This window comes from Rhodanobacter lindaniclasticus, from assembly GCF_004799035.1.
GTDB classification, from domain to species: Bacteria; Pseudomonadota; Gammaproteobacteria; order Xanthomonadales; family Rhodanobacteraceae; genus Rhodanobacter; species Rhodanobacter lindaniclasticus.
Genome location: NZ_MWIO01000030.1, coordinates 128,363 through 143,298 on the forward strand (window position 1 = coordinate 128,363; position 14,936 = coordinate 143,298).

Sequence of the window (14,936 nt, forward strand, 5' to 3'; positions counted from 1 at the left end):
GGAATGTAGGGCGGGCATTGCCCGCCATCATCGCGGCGACGAAGAGCGGCGGGCCGTGCCCGCCCTACGGCGCGACGTGCCTGTAGGAGCGCACCTTGTGTGCGATGCTTTTCGTTACGTGACGGAGAGCATCGCGCACAAGGTGCGCTCCTACAGCGTCTGCGTCAGAGTTCGCGCAGCGCGGTGGTCACCGGCAAACGTGCGGCGCGCACGGCGGGAAACAGGCCGCCGATGAAGCCGATCGCCAGCGCCCATTTCAGCCCGCTCCACATCAACGCCGGCGAGACCTTGAAGTCGAACACCACCTGGGTCAGGCCGTTGAGCGTCGAGGTGGTGTAGCCGTTGAACACCAGCCACACGATCAATGCGCCCAGCACGCCGCCGGCGAGCGCCAGCAGCATCGTTTCCAGCATCACCGACACCACCACCGGCACGCCGCGGAAACCGATCGCGCGCAGGGTGGCGATCTCGCGGGCGCGCGAGGCGACGGCGGCGAACATGCAGTTGAGCGCGCCGAAGATCGCGCCGATCGCCATGATCACGCCCACGGTCAGGCCGACGACGCGGATGGTCCTGGCCAGGCCGGCGGATTGCCGCGCGAAATAGTCGGCCGTGGTGCTGGTCTCGACCTTCAACTTGGGATCGGACATCAGCGCGGCCTTGAAGCCGTCGAACGCAGCCGTGCCGGTGAGCTTGACCAGCACCGATTCGGCGCTGTTGCCGCGGCGGTAGGCCGAGGCCACGCTCTGGCGGTCGGCCCACAACTCCGAGTCGTAGGCGTCGCCGGAGGCGAACACGCCGACCACCGTCCACGACTCGGTGCCCAGCTTCACCTCGTCGCCCACCGCCAGGCCGGCAAACTGCCGCGCCGCACCCTGGCCCACGACCAGCTCGCGCAGGCCGGGCTTGAACTTGCGTCCCTGCACGATCTTCAGGTCGGGACGCAACGCCCAGGCTTCCGCGTCGACGCCGCGCAGCTGTGCGTTGGCATCTTCGTTCGAGCCCTTCTGCTTGAGGCTGGCGGCGACCACCAGCTCGGCCGACATCGCCGGCTTGCCCGCGGCGTCGCGGGCGACGCCGGGCGCCTGCTCGACCGCCAGCACGTCGTCACGCAACAGCACCGAGGCCGACTCCGCCGCGGCGCCGCCGCGCAATACGATGGCGGTATCGCTGCGCCCGCCGCTGGCCAGCGTCGCGGTCAATCCCTCGCCCATCGCCAGCAGCGCCACCAGCACCGCCACCACGCCGGCGATGCCGATCACGATCACCGAGGAGGAACCCGCGCGCTGGCGGATCGTGCTGACGCCCACCACGGTCACCGACGCGGCCTGCCGTCCGCTGCGCGACAGCGCCAGCCACAGCGCGAACAGCAGCGCGAGCGCGACGACTCCGATCCACGGCAACCGGATCCACACCAACAGCGCCAGGATCACCAGCAGGACCAGGCCCAGGTTGAACAGAAACTTCTTCATGGCGAACTCCTGTCAGCGACCGCTGAGCGCGTCGACGATGTTGAGGCGCATCGCACGCCAGGCGGGGATCCAGCCGACGATCACACCGATCGCCAGCATCAGCGCGATGCCGATCACCCAGGTCGAGGCGCTGACGCCGTGCACCGGGATCATGCCGCCGCTGGCCGCGCCGATGCCCGGCACGATCAGCGACACCACCGCCAGCCCGATCAATCCGCCCAGCAGCAGCAACAGCACGCTCTCGGCCAGCACCATTACCTGCACGCTGCGGCTGGAGAAACCGATCGTCTTGAGCACCGCCAATTCTGAGGTGCGTTCGCGCACCGCCTGCATCATGGTGTTGCCGGTCAGCAGCAGCAGGGTGAAGAACACCGCGCCCATGATCGACACCACGATCAGGCCGATATTCACCAGCTGCTTGATGAACGAGGCCTGGAACGCCTGCTCGGTCTGTGCCTTGGTTTCGTGATCGGAGTTGGCCGAGATCGCGTCGATCGTGGTGGCCACCGCATCCGCATGCGCCGGGTCGGCCACCTTGACCACGTACCAGTGCACGGTGCCGGCACCGAAGGCGTTGTTCTCGTCGAAGTACTTCCAGTGGAACAGCAACAGCTGTTCGCGGCCCGCATCCTGCTCGCTCTTGGCGTGGAATATGCCGGTGATGTCGAACGTCCAGGTGTTGTTGCCGGAAGCCTTCGACGGAAAGATGGTCGATTGCAGCGGAATCTTGTCGCCGACCTTCCAGCCGTACTTCTTGGCCAGCGCGGCGCCGACGATGGCCCCGGTACGGGTGCGCTCCCACGCGGCGCGCTGATCCGCCGGCAGCACGATTTCCGGGTACAGGTCGATGTAGTTCTGGCTCACCGCAAAACTGACGACCTGGTTGCGCGGGTCCTGGTAGACGCCGCCGAACCAGTTCGACGAAGCCACCGCAGTCACCCCCGGCACGGTGGCGATGCGCGCGCCCAGGCTCTCCGGCAACGGGTTCTGCATCGACATGCGCGAGTTGACGATCAGCCGCCCGGCGCCGTCCACGCTGTCCCCGGCGGAGAACGCCAGGCGCACCGAATTGAGCAGCCCGAACAGCAGGAACGCCGCGATGATCGAGACCAGGGTGAGCAAGGTACGCGTCTTGCGCCGGAACAGTGCGGCCCAGATCAAGTGAAGGTATTTCATGATGACCTCCTCACGCCGTCGCCTGCTCGACCAGGGTGCCCTTGTCCAGATGCAGCGTGTGCGTGGCGTATTCGGCCGCCTTCGGATCGTGGGTGACCATCACGATGGTCTTGCCGTGCTCGCGGTTGAGCTGCTGCAGCAGGCCGAGCACGTCCTCGGCTGACTGGCGGTCCAGGTCGCCGGTCGGTTCGTCGCACACCAGCAGGGTAGGGTCCGAGACGATCGCGCGGGCGATCGCCACACGTTGCTGCTGGCCGCCGGAGAGCTCGCCCGGCTTGTGGCTGGCGCGGTCGGCCAGGCCGACCAGTTGCAGCGCGATGGACGCGTTCTTCCTGCGCTGCGCCGCGGAGAGTTTGGTCAGCAGCAGCGGCAGCTCCACATTGCGCTGCGCCGACAGCATCGGCATCAGGTTGTAGAACTGGAAGATGAAACCGACGTTGGATGCGCGCCACCTGGCCAGCGCGCCGGCGCCAAGCTGGTCGATGCGCTGGCCGCCCACGCCGATGCTGCCCGCGCTCGGTGCGTCCAGCCCGCCGATCAGGTTGAGCAAGGTGGTCTTGCCCGAACCGGACGGCCCCATCAGCGCCAGGAAATCGCCTTCGGCGATGTCCAGGTTGACGTGGTGCAGCACTTCGACTTTCTGCTTGCCGCGCTCGTAGGTCTTGGCAAGGTCCCTGATTTCGATCAGCGTGCCCATGGCAGTTCTCCTGATGAATGTCTGTGTAGGAGCGCACCCTGTGCGCGATAGCTCTTCGTTACGTCATGGAATGCATCGCGCACAGGGTGCGCTCCTACGGGGTTCTCTCGATGCGGGTGCCATCGTGCAAGTCGGCCGGTGGCGATATCACGACGCTGTCGCCGGCTTTCACCCCGGCCGGCAACAGGCGCAGATCGCCGTAGGTTTGTGTGGCGGGCGTCACCGTGTGTTGGCGCACGCGTTCGCCGTCGAGCACGAACACCACGCTGTGGCCGTCGCGCGGCACGATCGCGGTGGCCGGCACCAGCACGCCCTGCGGCGGTGCCCGGTCCGCGGCTTTCGGCGCCTGTTCCAGGAACGACACCCGCACACCCATGTCCGGCACGATCCGCGCGTCCTTCTTCTCCAGCGCCACGCGCACCTTGATGGTCGCCTTGCCGCGGTCGGCGGTGGGCACGATGGCGATGACGTGGGCGGGAATCTTCCAGTCGGGATAGGCGTCGAGCACCGCCTCGGCCGGCATGTCCGGCTTCACGCGCCCGATGTACGCCTCGTTGACGTCGACGTCGACTTCCAGCGAATCCATGTCCACGATCGTGCCCACGCCGGTGCGGGTGAAACCGCCGCCGGCGGACAGCGGTGAGATGATTTCACCGACCTGCGCGTCCTTGGTGGTGACCACGCCGGCAAACGGCGCGCGTACCACGGTGTAGTCGAAATTGACCTGCGCCTGCACCGCCTGCGCCGCCGCGGCAGCCGCCTGCTTCTGCTGCGCGGCGAGCTGGGCGCGCGTGCTGTCGACCAGGGTGCGCGCCTGTTCGGCGGCCTGCTTCGACACCAAGCCGCGTGCGGCGAGTGTATGCAGGCGCTGCTGGTCCTGCCGGTTCTGCCGCAACTGCGCCTGGTACTGCGCCACCAGCGCCTGTGCTGCCGCGGCCTGTGCCCGCGCCGTCGCCAGCCCGGCCTTCCATGCACTGTCGTCCAGCCGCGCCAGCACCTGGCCCCTGGCCACGTGGTCGCCCTCCTCGATCAACACCGCCGTAAGCGTGCCGGTGATCTGCGCCGACACCGTGGCCTGCCGCCGCGCGGTGACATAACCGGTGGCCTGCAGCACCGCGCCCGCCTCGCTGTCCGCGCTGATCGGAACCGCCTGCGCCACCTGCACCGGCAGCGCGCGCTGGCCAAGCCAGAACCAGCCGGCGGCGCCGACCAGCAGCACGACCACCACCGCCGCGGCGATCCACGGCCAGCGCGCACCGGCGCCCCCGTGTTCCTCGCGCTGATGTCGCCCGATGCGCAGTTCCTTCAACAGTTCGGCGTTGTCCACTCGTTGTCCCCGGTCAGATGCATTCGATGATCCGGGCCAGCAAGCCCGCGAACCAGACCAAACCATCAACTGCCGCCCATGACAGCTGTCATTCCGGCACTGCAATACCGTCGCAGGGACGGTACACGCCCGGGTCATTGACAAGCTGAATGACACGTTCGGCGGGACCCGCGCTTGACATGGAGCCAAGGGGTCCCGTCACGATCAGCATTGGCACGATCGCAATCACGGCCTGCTGATCTGGGCCAAACAAGGGACACAGGGGTCATTTCCCTGCGGCCCGGCACGCCTGGCCGATGACCTTTCGATTCTGTTCTTTCCGGTGGAGTCCCCGCTGGATATCACTGCATGCAGTTTTGCGGGGCGTGAGGACCGGATCGGAGACTGCAGACTCACGCGTCTCACGGTGGGGTCGGACATGGTCGTACCGGGCTTGAGCCGGCCACGTTCGTCCAGGGCATCCCATCCGGAGTTCGCGATGTAATAGAAATCGCTGCCGACGACGACACCATGGGTTGGCGTTCCCAGAGACTTCGTCGACCGTTCGACGATTCTTTCTGCAACAATACCCATGCCCGAAGCATCGAGGGTGAAGACGGCTATTCGCTGAGGCGACAGCCCATTCTGGACGACGATCAGCCGGTTGCCGGCCAGGTACAGGCCGTCCGCGCCATTTAGCGCAAATCGCCCGCGCATCGAGAGCCAGCGCACCTGCTTCGTGGCGATGTCCAGTACTCCGATGCCACGCACGTAGTCCGGCACATAAACGTGGACGCCATCCGCCGCCACAGCGACGGTCTGGGGGGACATGAAGTCGCCGTTGTCGATGCGCTTCAGGTGCTCACCGTTGAAGGGCAAGCGATAGATCCCGCCGCCATCGCCATCGGAGACGATGACATCGCCCTCTTTCGTCAACGCCATGTCGCCCAGACTGCTCGGACGCGGCCTTCGACGCGGCGAAGCAGCTTCCCGGTTTGCAGGTCGTAGCACAGAATCGCCGACCTTCCCCGATCCGATGGATTGACCGCGGCGAAGCCTTGCATGGCAACTTCCGTTGCCCACAGCAGATGCCGGCCCGAATCTATCTTGAGGGCCATCATCGGCCAATGATCCGGCGACCGTGCGAATTCCACCAGGTGACGGTCACCCGTGGTCGAGACGATCTTGTCCCCGAGGATGCTCGTGATGAAAAACCGTTTGCCTGGTTCGTCGTAGTCGATATCTTCGGGCAGCAGCCGGGGATCCGCGAGTTGGAATGCCAAAGAGGATTGTGCGAGGGGCCGACGGTTTTCAAGGAGGTTCGCGCGGACGGACTTGAAGGCCGGGGCCTGGCGCAGGCGGTCAAATTCATGCAGGTTTTCCATCGCCGCGGAAGCCTGTCCCATCCGGACGTAGGTTGCGAGTTCGTCGAGGGCAGCTCGCTGGTTGCCCACATGGACCTGCGCACGAGCCAACTCGAGCAGTGAATCGGGAGCTGCGTTGAGAAACTGCTTCAGTTGTCCGGCCTCGATGAGGTACGAGTGCCAGTTACCCTGTTTCCGGGCGACCCGCATGGCTGCCTGGAGTTCGTCAAAACGCTCCGGCGCCGATTGCCATCGGTGTCGGATCGAAGTGGCAGCATGACTGGCGCCGCTGCCTTCCGACGCCGAGCCGCCCAGTTTGTCCGTGCCGCGTGCAAAGGTCGCAAGCCCGGCAATCAGCAGGGGGGCAAGAACCAACCATTGGGCAAGCGTTCTCAGGTTGCGCATCTATTGTTCCTGCAGTGAAGCGCCATGCGGCACGTGGGCCACGGCAAGCGTAGACCGGGCCGACGAGAACGCATGGGGATATCTGTTTTCGGACCGGCAATATTTCGTGGACCGGCACAACAGACTTTCCCGGTTCGGATGCCATAGTGCTTGAGGCGATTTTTTTCCTCAAAGTGAGGCAAACAGGGTTGGATCCGTTTCCGCACGTCGGAAAGCAAACCTGGCCTTTTTCTCTCAACGCAGGTTCAGCGCCAGCACGATCGACGAGACCAGAAGCGCCCGCCACGCTGGCACGGATGCTCGGCTGGCGTCGTGGAGATACACGCCGAGAAGCATACCGCACAGGCCGACCTGAAGAATCCTGGCGTGCTCGACGACAGGCGCGGCGATGATCAATCTGCCGGATGCCCCTGGGAGGAGCGTCGCCCCCTGCACGAGCAGGTCGAGGACGAAGTGCGAGAACACGGTCAGCCAGACCGCAACGAATGCACGAGAGCCGAACCGCCTGAAAAACGCCGCAAAGACGCTTGACCACACTATCGCCATCAGCAGCGAATGCGACCAATCGTTCAGGGGCAGGCGATCCACATCCAGCACGTCGAACACGATCCAGAGGATATCGAGTACGAAGGCGCCAATCAGGAAAGCCATCATCGGCACGCGTGGGGCGCGGCCTTTCAGTGCGAGTCCCGCCGCAAAGTGCGCGGCGTACATCAGTCCCGCCGCCTGGCTGCGGGCGTGCGATGCACCCAGCCGATGACGAGCGCCGGCACGATGATGAAGAGCAACTCCACGATCCCGTCATGCAGCGACATGCATCAACTCTCCATTGTCCGCGCCTGCGCAAGCAATCGTACCTTCGCCCGTCTGCAGGACGTTCGAGCACACGAAGCTCTCGCGTGGCCGCCCGACTGGCGGCAAGGGCCGGGCCATCCTCATGGCATCGGCCGGCGCCCACGGCGTGCGCTGAACATGGAAACCTCGTTCCGGGCAGCCTGCGGGTTTCCATCTCCGTACCGGCCATGGGCGGCGAGGCACGCCGTGGCCAGGTTTGTCGGCGGGATGAAACGCGAGCTGGATGTCATCCATGCTGTTCAAACCAATAGCTTATGGCGCGGCCAACCTTTCCGGCCGCCTGCCCATCCACCATCCAGTCATGCGGCATGCCTGGCACGAGCATGAGCGAAAGTCTCTTTTCGTTGCCGTTCCTCACGTAGTAGGGCTGCAAAGCATCGCGCAAGGTCGTCGCAGTGGCCGGACTCAACACGTTGTCGCCCTGTCCCTGGACGATCAGCAACGCCACAGGCGGCCTGCCGCGCCCGATCTCCCCGGCGTGGCGCACGGCATCGGTACGTTCGGCCAGTGCGCGCGATGCGGATGTCCAGGCATAAGGCCGCCCTGTCATTCGCTCCAACGCATGAACCGAGACACCCAACCCCGTCGACGCGTTGACGATGGCCGCCGCCTTTACCGCGACCTTGCCGTTGATCAGTGCGATCAATGCGGCGGCACCGCCTGCGGAAAATCCCATGAGGTCGATGGGTTGCCCCGGTGCCAGACAACCGCGCTGCCGCAGCGCCTCGACCACCCGCGGCAACTCGTCCGCAGCACCTGCGACGGCCGGCTTGAACAGCAGCATCGCGAAGTCCTCGGACTGCAGACGTGCGAGCTCGCGATTTCCCTCCGGAGGCGCACGCCGGCCGAACAAGGGCAAGCCCAGATACACCTTCACCGCCGGAACGTCATCCAGTGGCAAGGCCGTCATCAACGCCTGTTCGGTCGCCGGCGGTCCAAAGCCATGCCACAGGACAATCGGCGGCCTGCTCACACGTGGTGGCACCCGCAGAATGGCCGGCACACCCGCCAACGTCGTGCTCGCTATCCTGACTCCCTCGCCGACAGGCCTTTGCTGATCACAGCGAAGGGTCGTGACGGAGTCGGCGGCCACGTTCGAGGCCACCTGCGGATCCGCCCATGCAGCATGGGCGTATCCGAGGGTGCCCACAAGCCACACAAGCCCATGCCACCAACGATGCGAATCGATTGTTCCGATCACTGATTTGCTCCTGGTCCTTCTCCGCGACCCATCCACTTCACCCGGAAATTCAATGGGTGCCGCCCCGCCGGACTGCGAGCGACCTCTTGGCGATGGCGAAGTATCGTCGCGCCGCGCAACACGGCTCGCCTTGGACAGAAAGCGGCTGTGGGTGTGCGAGCGGTTCATTCAATGCAGGCCCGGATATGCGACTCGATGATGTTCATTCCCGGCTGGTACGTGGTCTCGGCGACATGTTTCAACCTGGTCAAGCCGAGCTCCAAGTCATCGCCCACTTTCCTGTCCAGGTTCACGAACAGCCCCATCACCCTGCCGGCATATGGAGTTCTGTCGTCGAGCGCCCAGATTACCTGCGTACCGCTCGGCTGGGGGATCAGGCTGAAAAGCGCCTTGCCGCATGCCGGGAATGGCCTGGCCATTTTCAGATCGAGGGTGATCCGGGAATAGGGAATGGAGCGGATGATGGTGATGCTGCCCCGTTTCGCTTGCCGGTTGCCCATCCACGAATACGTCGCGCCCTGGCCACGGGCGGGGCTACTGTAGGTTTTCTGCATGTCGGGGGCGGAATCGTAGGGTGTCCATGCCTCCCATGCCTTCAGATCGTCGATCAGGTCGAAAATCGTTCTGGGCGATGCGCGAATCATCCGCGAGCGCTCCACGCGCAGCTCTCCGGTTCGGGTTGCGGCGAGAATCAGAATGGCGGCTGCCATAAAAGCGGCCGCGATGGCGATTATCTCAAGCACGGCGTCGACCTTTAGCGTGGTTATCCGTTTGAAGCCGGGGTTCATCTGAAGCGACCAGAGCGGACCCGCGTGCAACATAATGCCGTGCGAGGACGCGCGTACAGGGCCAATCCGCTCCTCCCGGCCATGACCAGTGCACGACGGCGTGCGCTGCAACGGTCGATGGAGCTCGCCGTATGCGGCTCGGGAGAGGACTGCCGGCAGGCAATTGGTACTACTTGACCCGGTCAAAATGGCTCTGGGAAACGGCGAGTGGGGTATCTAACCTGATCGCGGGCAGGGATGGCGTGATGCAACGGGCAAGCCCATTGAGCCGCCTGTTCCGCGATTCCACTTCATCGTCGACCGGCAACAGAATGCGCAAGCGATATCACTCACCGGAACTGCGCCGCGAAGCCATACGCCAAGTGGTGAAGTACCGCCAGCCGATCAGGGACGTGGCGGAGCAACTTCATCTCCCCCAGGACACCGTGCGGGTGTGGGTCAGGCGGCACCGCGAAGACAGGACAGCCGCGAAGTTGATGGCCACCGAGCTGCGCATCGCTCGCGCTCCTGCGCCGACAGAACGCGATCTGCTGCAGCGAATGATCGAACTGCACCTGCTCAAAGCGACCGGTTGACGGCACTCGGCCGCGTGCCCGCCGTGGAGCCCTCGGACCTGTTGCGGGTCTCTCGATGTTTCGTGCCTCGCGCCTATGGCCCGGACGCATAAGCCTCGATGATGGCCGCGCGTGCCTTGATGAAGCTCTCGCTTACCCGAGTCAGACGTTCGCGCGTGAAGAAGATGCCGTACAACCCGTGCTGGCGATCCAACCACGGAAACGTACCCAGCGCACCGGGGCTGGACACCAGCGTGCAGGCGTGCCGGGCCGTCCAGGCCTCGCACCAATTCCCGAGGGCATATTCCTTCGGGCGGCCTCTCGCTCCGCGCGGCAACCAGGCCTTGGGCTTGCCGATGGTCTGCGCGGTTTCCATCACATCGACGGCGTGCGCCGACAGGATGCGACGACCGTCGACACTGCCGTGGTTCGCCAGCATGGTCAGGAAACGCATGTAATCGCCCGCTGTCGTCACCACGCCGCCTTGCAGCAACGGGTTGGACGTCTGACCCCGGGGCACGCCATGAGACGGAAGGTGCTCCCAGTACGTGTGCGTCATGCCGAGGGGGCGCGCGATGCGTTCATCGAACAACTCGGCCCAGCGCTTGTGCGTCACCGCCTCGACGGCTGCGCCGGCGACCTGGAAGCCCGGGCCACCGTAGCGGAACACCGCTCCCGGGGGATCGTGCAGCGGCCGCTGCGCGATCTGCGTGGCCGACTCCGCGAGGGTGAGACGAGGGTCCTGCCTGATGTCGACCATGTCCAGCAGACTGCCCTCGCCCGAGGTCTGGGCCAGCAGTTCGCGCAAGGTCGTTGTCGCGGCTGGCCCGGTGAACGCGGGCAGATAGTGCGAGATCGGCGCATCGAGCGACAGCCTGCCCTCGTCGACCACGGACATCACCAGCGCCGCCGTCATCCATTTCGAGGCTGATGCGACGGGCATCTGTGCATCCGGAGCGATGTCGCCCACATCCATCCGCAACAACTGACGACCATCGCGCATGACGATCGCCGTCACGCCGGCAGCGCCCTGGCCCAATGCGTATTCCAGCTCGGCATGAACCCGTTGCCGGACATTTTTTCGCGCGGCGGGCGCGCGTGGCGCCTGTACGGGCGCGGACATCACGTCGAGGGCCTTCTCTCCCGCGTGCAGGGCGATTCCGATGCACACGGAAATGGTGAGCATGAGGCAGGAGCCGAACACGAATACGCCGATCTGCCCCATCCGCGTAGACGGCTCGGGACGATAGTGGCCGCGGCGACGGGTCCTGCTACGCGTCCGCCCCTTGTTTCCGCTGCGGTCAAACCACACCCGCATCGTCCTCGAGCAAGATCCCGCCCCACGTCGCCGGGTCGCTGTCGGCGATCGTTTCGGAGAATGTCCACACGTGCCCGCAGGGGTCGACGGCGGTGTACTGGCACTCCCCATAGGGGTAGGTGGTGGGAGGACTCACGATGCGCGCACCGGCGTCCCGCGAGCGGCGATGGTGCGACTCGATGTCTTCGACGCGGATCATCACCGCATGTCCCGAGCGATCGACCGGCGGAGCCCCCCGCATCACCACAAGCCCTTCCCCTGCGGCATGGAGCTGGACGCGATGGTCGCCGATGCGCAATCGCTCCCGAAAGCCGAAGGCCTTGCACAGCCACGCGACCGCAAGGCGAACGTCAGGGTAGTTGAGCACCGGAATCAGCACGTTGCGGGGCATGGAGCGATTGATTTTCATGACATGTCGGCTCGGTTTTTGCGAGGGGAGCGGCGGTTATGGAAGCTGGCACTGCACCGGTCAGCGCGATGCGCGGCGCTGCTTGAGGTAAACGACAATTTCCGCCTTGGAAAGCCGGTCATCATGATCGGTGTCGATCTCGTCGAAATGCTGGGCCAGGCGCGGCATTCCCTGGCTCGCCTCCGCGCGGCCGAGGCTCCCGTCGTGATCGAGATCGGCGGCGGCAAACCGCTGCTGGGCCTTTTCGGCTATCCGCTGCGAGCGATCGCCACCCATTCCCGCACACGCGCTGAGCGACAGCGTGGCAAGCATGACGGCGGGAACAAGGATGCGGACTGCGGGATGGATGATTTTCATGATGACTCCGTAATGGGATGCAAAACTCCGACCCGGCGACCGGACATTCCGGTGCGCCGATGGATGGTGCGCGGGATGGCACGGATGGCCCGCACCGATGGGCGCGACAGGTTCAGTGGCTGCGCGTATATGTGGTCGAACGGGTCGCGGATGCACCGGCCCCGGTCGTGATCGACTTGCTGACGGTCATGCTGCCGTTGCCGAAGGCGACATTCCCCGATTCGACCGCCGATCTGCCGCCCGATGTCGTGAAGCCGCGGGTGCGACCGATGCTGTCGTCGGTGCGGTAGATCGTGCTCCACCCCGACTGGGTGTTCCCGGCGATACCGGTATGGCTGCGCGACAGGCTGACCGACCCGTTGCCGTTGCGGGTAACGGAACCGGTGCGCGAGGCGGTCTTGCCGTTGTCGTAAGTTCTGGTGACCTGGTTGGTCAGGCTGCCGTTGCCATGGCTGGTGTTCCTGGTGGTCGTGAACCCGCGTCCGCCGCTGGTTTGCACGCCGCGACTCGCGGTGGCCATGCCCGCGCTGCGCGAGACGTCGCGTTGGGCAACGAAACCCCGACCATGACTGCCCCGGACGGAGAGCGTGCGCCCGTGCCCGGCGGCTTCGACGGGCGGACTCGCCAACAGGCCCAGTGCAGCGGCCGCGAGCGCGGATACAACGATGTATTTGTTCATGGAACGACTCCTGTGAGGTCATGCACGGACATCGTGCGACGTCAATTTGCGATGCCTGTGCGAGGCCTGCGTGACCGGCCGGTAGCGAAGTGCAACAAAATGTTGCAGCGGAATCTTTATGCCCACGTGGCGGTCTAGACTGCTGCCGCTTCCCTGTCGAAAGGCGTGCCATGGATCAAGCCGCACATGTCGCGGTCGTGGAAGACGACCCCGAGATCAGATCGCTGGTCGGCGGCCTGCTGTCGGACGAAGGCTTCGAGGTGTTCCTCTGCGAAGGCGCCGGGGAACTCGGCGACGCCCTCGCGCGGCACCGGGTGGATCTGGTCGTGCTCGACCTTATGCTGGCCGGGGAAGACGGACTGTCGATCTGCCGTCGCCTCCGCGGCGGGCCGGCGAACATCCCCGTACTCATGGTCACCGCCAAGGGGGACGACCTCGACCGCATCATCGGGCTCGAGGTAGGCGCGGATGATTACCTGCCCAAGCCGTTCAATCCGCGCGAGCTGCTTGCCCGGGTACGGGCCATCCTGCGGCGAACGCGCGAACTCCCGCGGGCATCGGCCAGCGGGACCGCGGAGGTCTATACCTTTGCCGGATGGCGTCTGGATGTCGGCTCGCGCGCGCTTCACGATTCGAACGGGCGCCTGGTGGAGCTCACCGGCGGCGAGTTCGATCTGCTCGTCGCCATGCTGCAGCATCCGCAGCGTGTCCTGAGCCGCGATCAGTTGCTGGATTGGACGCGGGGCCGCAGCGCCATGCCATTCGACCGGACCATCGACGTCCAGCTCAGTCGCCTGCGACGCAGGCTGGATGACGGCTCCGGCTCATCCTCGATGGTCAAGACCGTGCGCGGGGGCGGTTATCTGTTTTCCCCGATCGTCCGGCACGAGCGGGCCTGACGTGCAGCGCATCCTGGGCAGCCTGCTGGTTCGCATTGGCCTGGCGCTCCTGCTCGGGTTCGTGGCGCTGCAGGTGGTGGTCGTCGCCGCGACACTGTGGAATGACGGCCGTCCGGTGGTATTCCGCCTGATTTCCCCGAGGCAGGCCGCCGCGATCGCCGACGCGCTGGAGGCAGCATCCCCGTCCCAGCAGGCCAAGCTGCTGACGGCGCTGAATGGCGGTTCGCTTGCCGTCCACCTGCAGCCGGCGTTTGCCGACGATGGACCGCACAGGGTCGGCGGGAACGCGCCTTACCTCGAGAAACTTTACGGAGAATATGCCGCGGAACTTGGCGGTCGCCCGTTCCAGGTCCAGGCCCGGGAGGGTTCCGCCCTTGCCTCGCTGAGCCAAGATCGGCTGGGCGCACCGGCTGCGGTAAGGCTGCTGGTTCGGCTCGATTCCGGCGGTGTGGTGGTGATCGAACGGGAGCCCGTGCTTCTGCACCGCCTGATGGCGCGCTGGGCGTTCGTGGGGAGTGCCATCGGCGCGATCCTGGTGCTGATCCTGCTTTTCTGCATACAACAGATGGTCGTTCCTGCCCATCGCCTGGCACGCGCGGCGAAGCGCCTGGCCACCGACATCGACATGGCGGACCTGCCCACCCATGGCGCCTCCGAAATGAAAATGCTCGCGGTCGCCTTCAACGACATGAAGCGCACCATTCGCGAGCTTCTGCAGGAGCGCACGCACATGCTCGCGGCGATCGCCCACGATCTCCGGACCTATCTGACGCGCCTGCGCTTGCGGGCGAATTTCATCCGGGACCCCGATCAGCAGGAACGTGCCATCCGCGACCTGGAGGAGATGGGCCTGCTACTGGACGACACTTTGTTGTTCGCGCGCCAGGTCACCACGGTGCCCGCCGACCAACAGCGGGTGGTCGACGCCAACGAGGAGGTTCTCGCGTTCGTGACCATGCGCCGGGAGCTCGGCGACCGGGTGGACTGGAACACGTCGTGCCTCGCACCGCTGCCGATCCGTTGCAGTCCATTGGTACTGCGACGCATGCTCGCCAATCTCATCGACAACGCACTGCGCTACGGCGCTGCCGCGCACATCGGGACGGCGCGGCGAAGCGAAGCGGTCGAGATAGTCGTCGAAGACGAGGGTCCTGGCGTGCCACCCGAAGCCATTGCGCGCCTGGTCAAGCCATTCGAACGCCTTGAGCCGTCACGCAACCGTCGCACTGGCGGCGCCGGGCTGGGCTTGGCCATCGTGACGGCGTTGGCGGAGGGACAGGGCGGCACCCTCGTTCTCGAGAATGCGGCGCGGGGAGGCCTCCGGGCGGTGCTGCTGCTTCGCCCCGTCCCGGCGGCAGGGGACGCTTGCTGAGCCGATTTTGCCGGCGCGAGCCCACCGCGATCTGGCGTCCCTTGATAGCGTTCGCCGCCTGCCGGCTGAACGCGGCTCTCGCCG

General features: G+C 65.5%; 16 protein-coding genes. 3 read left to right on the forward strand and 13 right to left on the reverse strand.

Annotation, left to right across the window (positions count from 1 at the left end; translation table 11 throughout):
• Positions 1-164 precede the first annotated feature (164 nt).
• The 9 genes from B1991_RS11260 to B1991_RS11300 all read right to left on the reverse strand — a co-directional run bounded on the left by B1991_RS11260 (position 165) and on the right by B1991_RS11300 (position 9,264).
• A complete protein-coding gene (locus B1991_RS11260) occupies positions 165-1,472 on the reverse strand; it encodes an ABC transporter permease (RefSeq protein ID WP_136258773.1) in 1,308 nt (435 codons plus the stop codon).
• Between the two features lie 12 nt (positions 1,473-1,484).
• Entirely contained in the window at positions 1,485-2,648 is a 1,164-nt protein-coding gene (locus tag B1991_RS11265; protein WP_136258774.1) for an ABC transporter permease, read from the reverse strand.
• 10 nt (positions 2,649-2,658) lie between these two features.
• Entirely contained in the window at positions 2,659-3,345 is a 687-nt protein-coding gene (locus B1991_RS11270; RefSeq protein ID WP_136258775.1) for an ABC transporter ATP-binding protein, read from the reverse strand.
• Between the two features lie 94 nt (positions 3,346-3,439).
• A complete protein-coding gene (locus B1991_RS11275) occupies positions 3,440-4,672 on the reverse strand; it encodes an efflux RND transporter periplasmic adaptor subunit (protein WP_246031141.1) in 1,233 nt (410 codons plus the stop codon).
• 225 nt (positions 4,673-4,897) lie between these two features.
• Positions 4,898-5,593: a lactonase family protein gene (locus tag B1991_RS11280; RefSeq protein WP_136258777.1), complete on the reverse strand. Its 696-nt coding sequence runs from the start codon at positions 5,591-5,593 to the stop codon at positions 4,898-4,900.
• Complete coding sequence (locus B1991_RS11285; RefSeq protein ID WP_136258778.1) at positions 5,584-6,420, reverse strand: hypothetical protein; 837 nt, start codon at positions 6,418-6,420, stop codon at positions 5,584-5,586. The genes B1991_RS11280 and B1991_RS11285 overlap by 10 nt, the downstream gene beginning before the upstream one ends.
• A gap of 234 nt (positions 6,421-6,654) precedes the next feature.
• Positions 6,655-7,134 (reverse strand): hypothetical protein, encoded by a 480-nt coding sequence (locus B1991_RS11290; RefSeq protein ID WP_136258779.1) that lies wholly within the window; start codon positions 7,132-7,134, stop codon positions 6,655-6,657.
• Between the two features lie 367 nt (positions 7,135-7,501).
• Positions 7,502-8,380: an alpha/beta hydrolase family protein gene (locus B1991_RS11295; RefSeq protein WP_168709624.1), complete on the reverse strand. Its 879-nt coding sequence runs from the start codon at positions 8,378-8,380 to the stop codon at positions 7,502-7,504.
• A 260-nt stretch (positions 8,381-8,640) separates the two neighbouring features.
• Positions 8,641-9,264, reverse strand: a complete 624-nt coding sequence (locus tag B1991_RS11300) for an SRPBCC family protein (protein ID WP_168709625.1) — start codon at positions 9,262-9,264, stop codon at positions 8,641-8,643.
• Positions 9,265-9,527: 263 nt separating this feature from the next.
• Between B1991_RS11300 and B1991_RS11305 the strand changes: the two genes are divergently transcribed.
• Positions 9,528-9,839: a transposase gene (locus tag B1991_RS11305; protein ID WP_168709626.1), complete on the forward strand. Its 312-nt coding sequence runs from the start codon at positions 9,528-9,530 to the stop codon at positions 9,837-9,839.
• Between the two features lie 73 nt (positions 9,840-9,912).
• Here B1991_RS11305 and B1991_RS11310 read toward each other — a convergent pair whose 3' ends face one another.
• The 4 genes from B1991_RS11310 to B1991_RS11325 form a co-directional block, all read right to left on the reverse strand.
• A complete protein-coding gene (locus tag B1991_RS11310) occupies positions 9,913-11,004 on the reverse strand; it encodes a serine hydrolase domain-containing protein (RefSeq protein WP_168709627.1) in 1,092 nt (363 codons plus the stop codon).
• A 115-nt stretch (positions 11,005-11,119) separates the two neighbouring features.
• Entirely contained in the window at positions 11,120-11,545 is a 426-nt protein-coding gene (locus B1991_RS11315) for a VOC family protein (protein ID WP_136258784.1), read from the reverse strand.
• Positions 11,546-11,605: 60 nt separating this feature from the next.
• Positions 11,606-11,902, reverse strand: a complete 297-nt coding sequence (locus B1991_RS11320) for an EF-hand domain-containing protein (protein ID WP_136258785.1) — start codon at positions 11,900-11,902, stop codon at positions 11,606-11,608.
• A 112-nt stretch (positions 11,903-12,014) separates the two neighbouring features.
• On the reverse strand, positions 12,015-12,581 hold the full coding sequence (locus B1991_RS11325) for a hypothetical protein (RefSeq protein ID WP_136258786.1): 567 nt from the start codon (positions 12,579-12,581) through the stop codon (positions 12,015-12,017).
• A gap of 170 nt (positions 12,582-12,751) precedes the next feature.
• Here B1991_RS11325 and B1991_RS11330 point away from each other — a divergent pair, with 170 nt between their 5' ends.
• Together B1991_RS11330 and B1991_RS11335 are read left to right on the forward strand one after the other, a co-directional pair.
• Entirely contained in the window at positions 12,752-13,480 is a 729-nt protein-coding gene (locus B1991_RS11330; protein WP_136258787.1) for a response regulator, read from the forward strand.
• A 1-nt stretch (position 13,481) separates the two neighbouring features.
• The gene (locus B1991_RS11335; protein ID WP_168709628.1) at positions 13,482-14,852 is read left to right on the forward strand and encodes an ATP-binding protein; all 1,371 of its coding nucleotides are present in this window, start codon (positions 13,482-13,484) and stop codon (positions 14,850-14,852) included.
• Positions 14,853-14,936 lie beyond the last annotated feature (84 nt).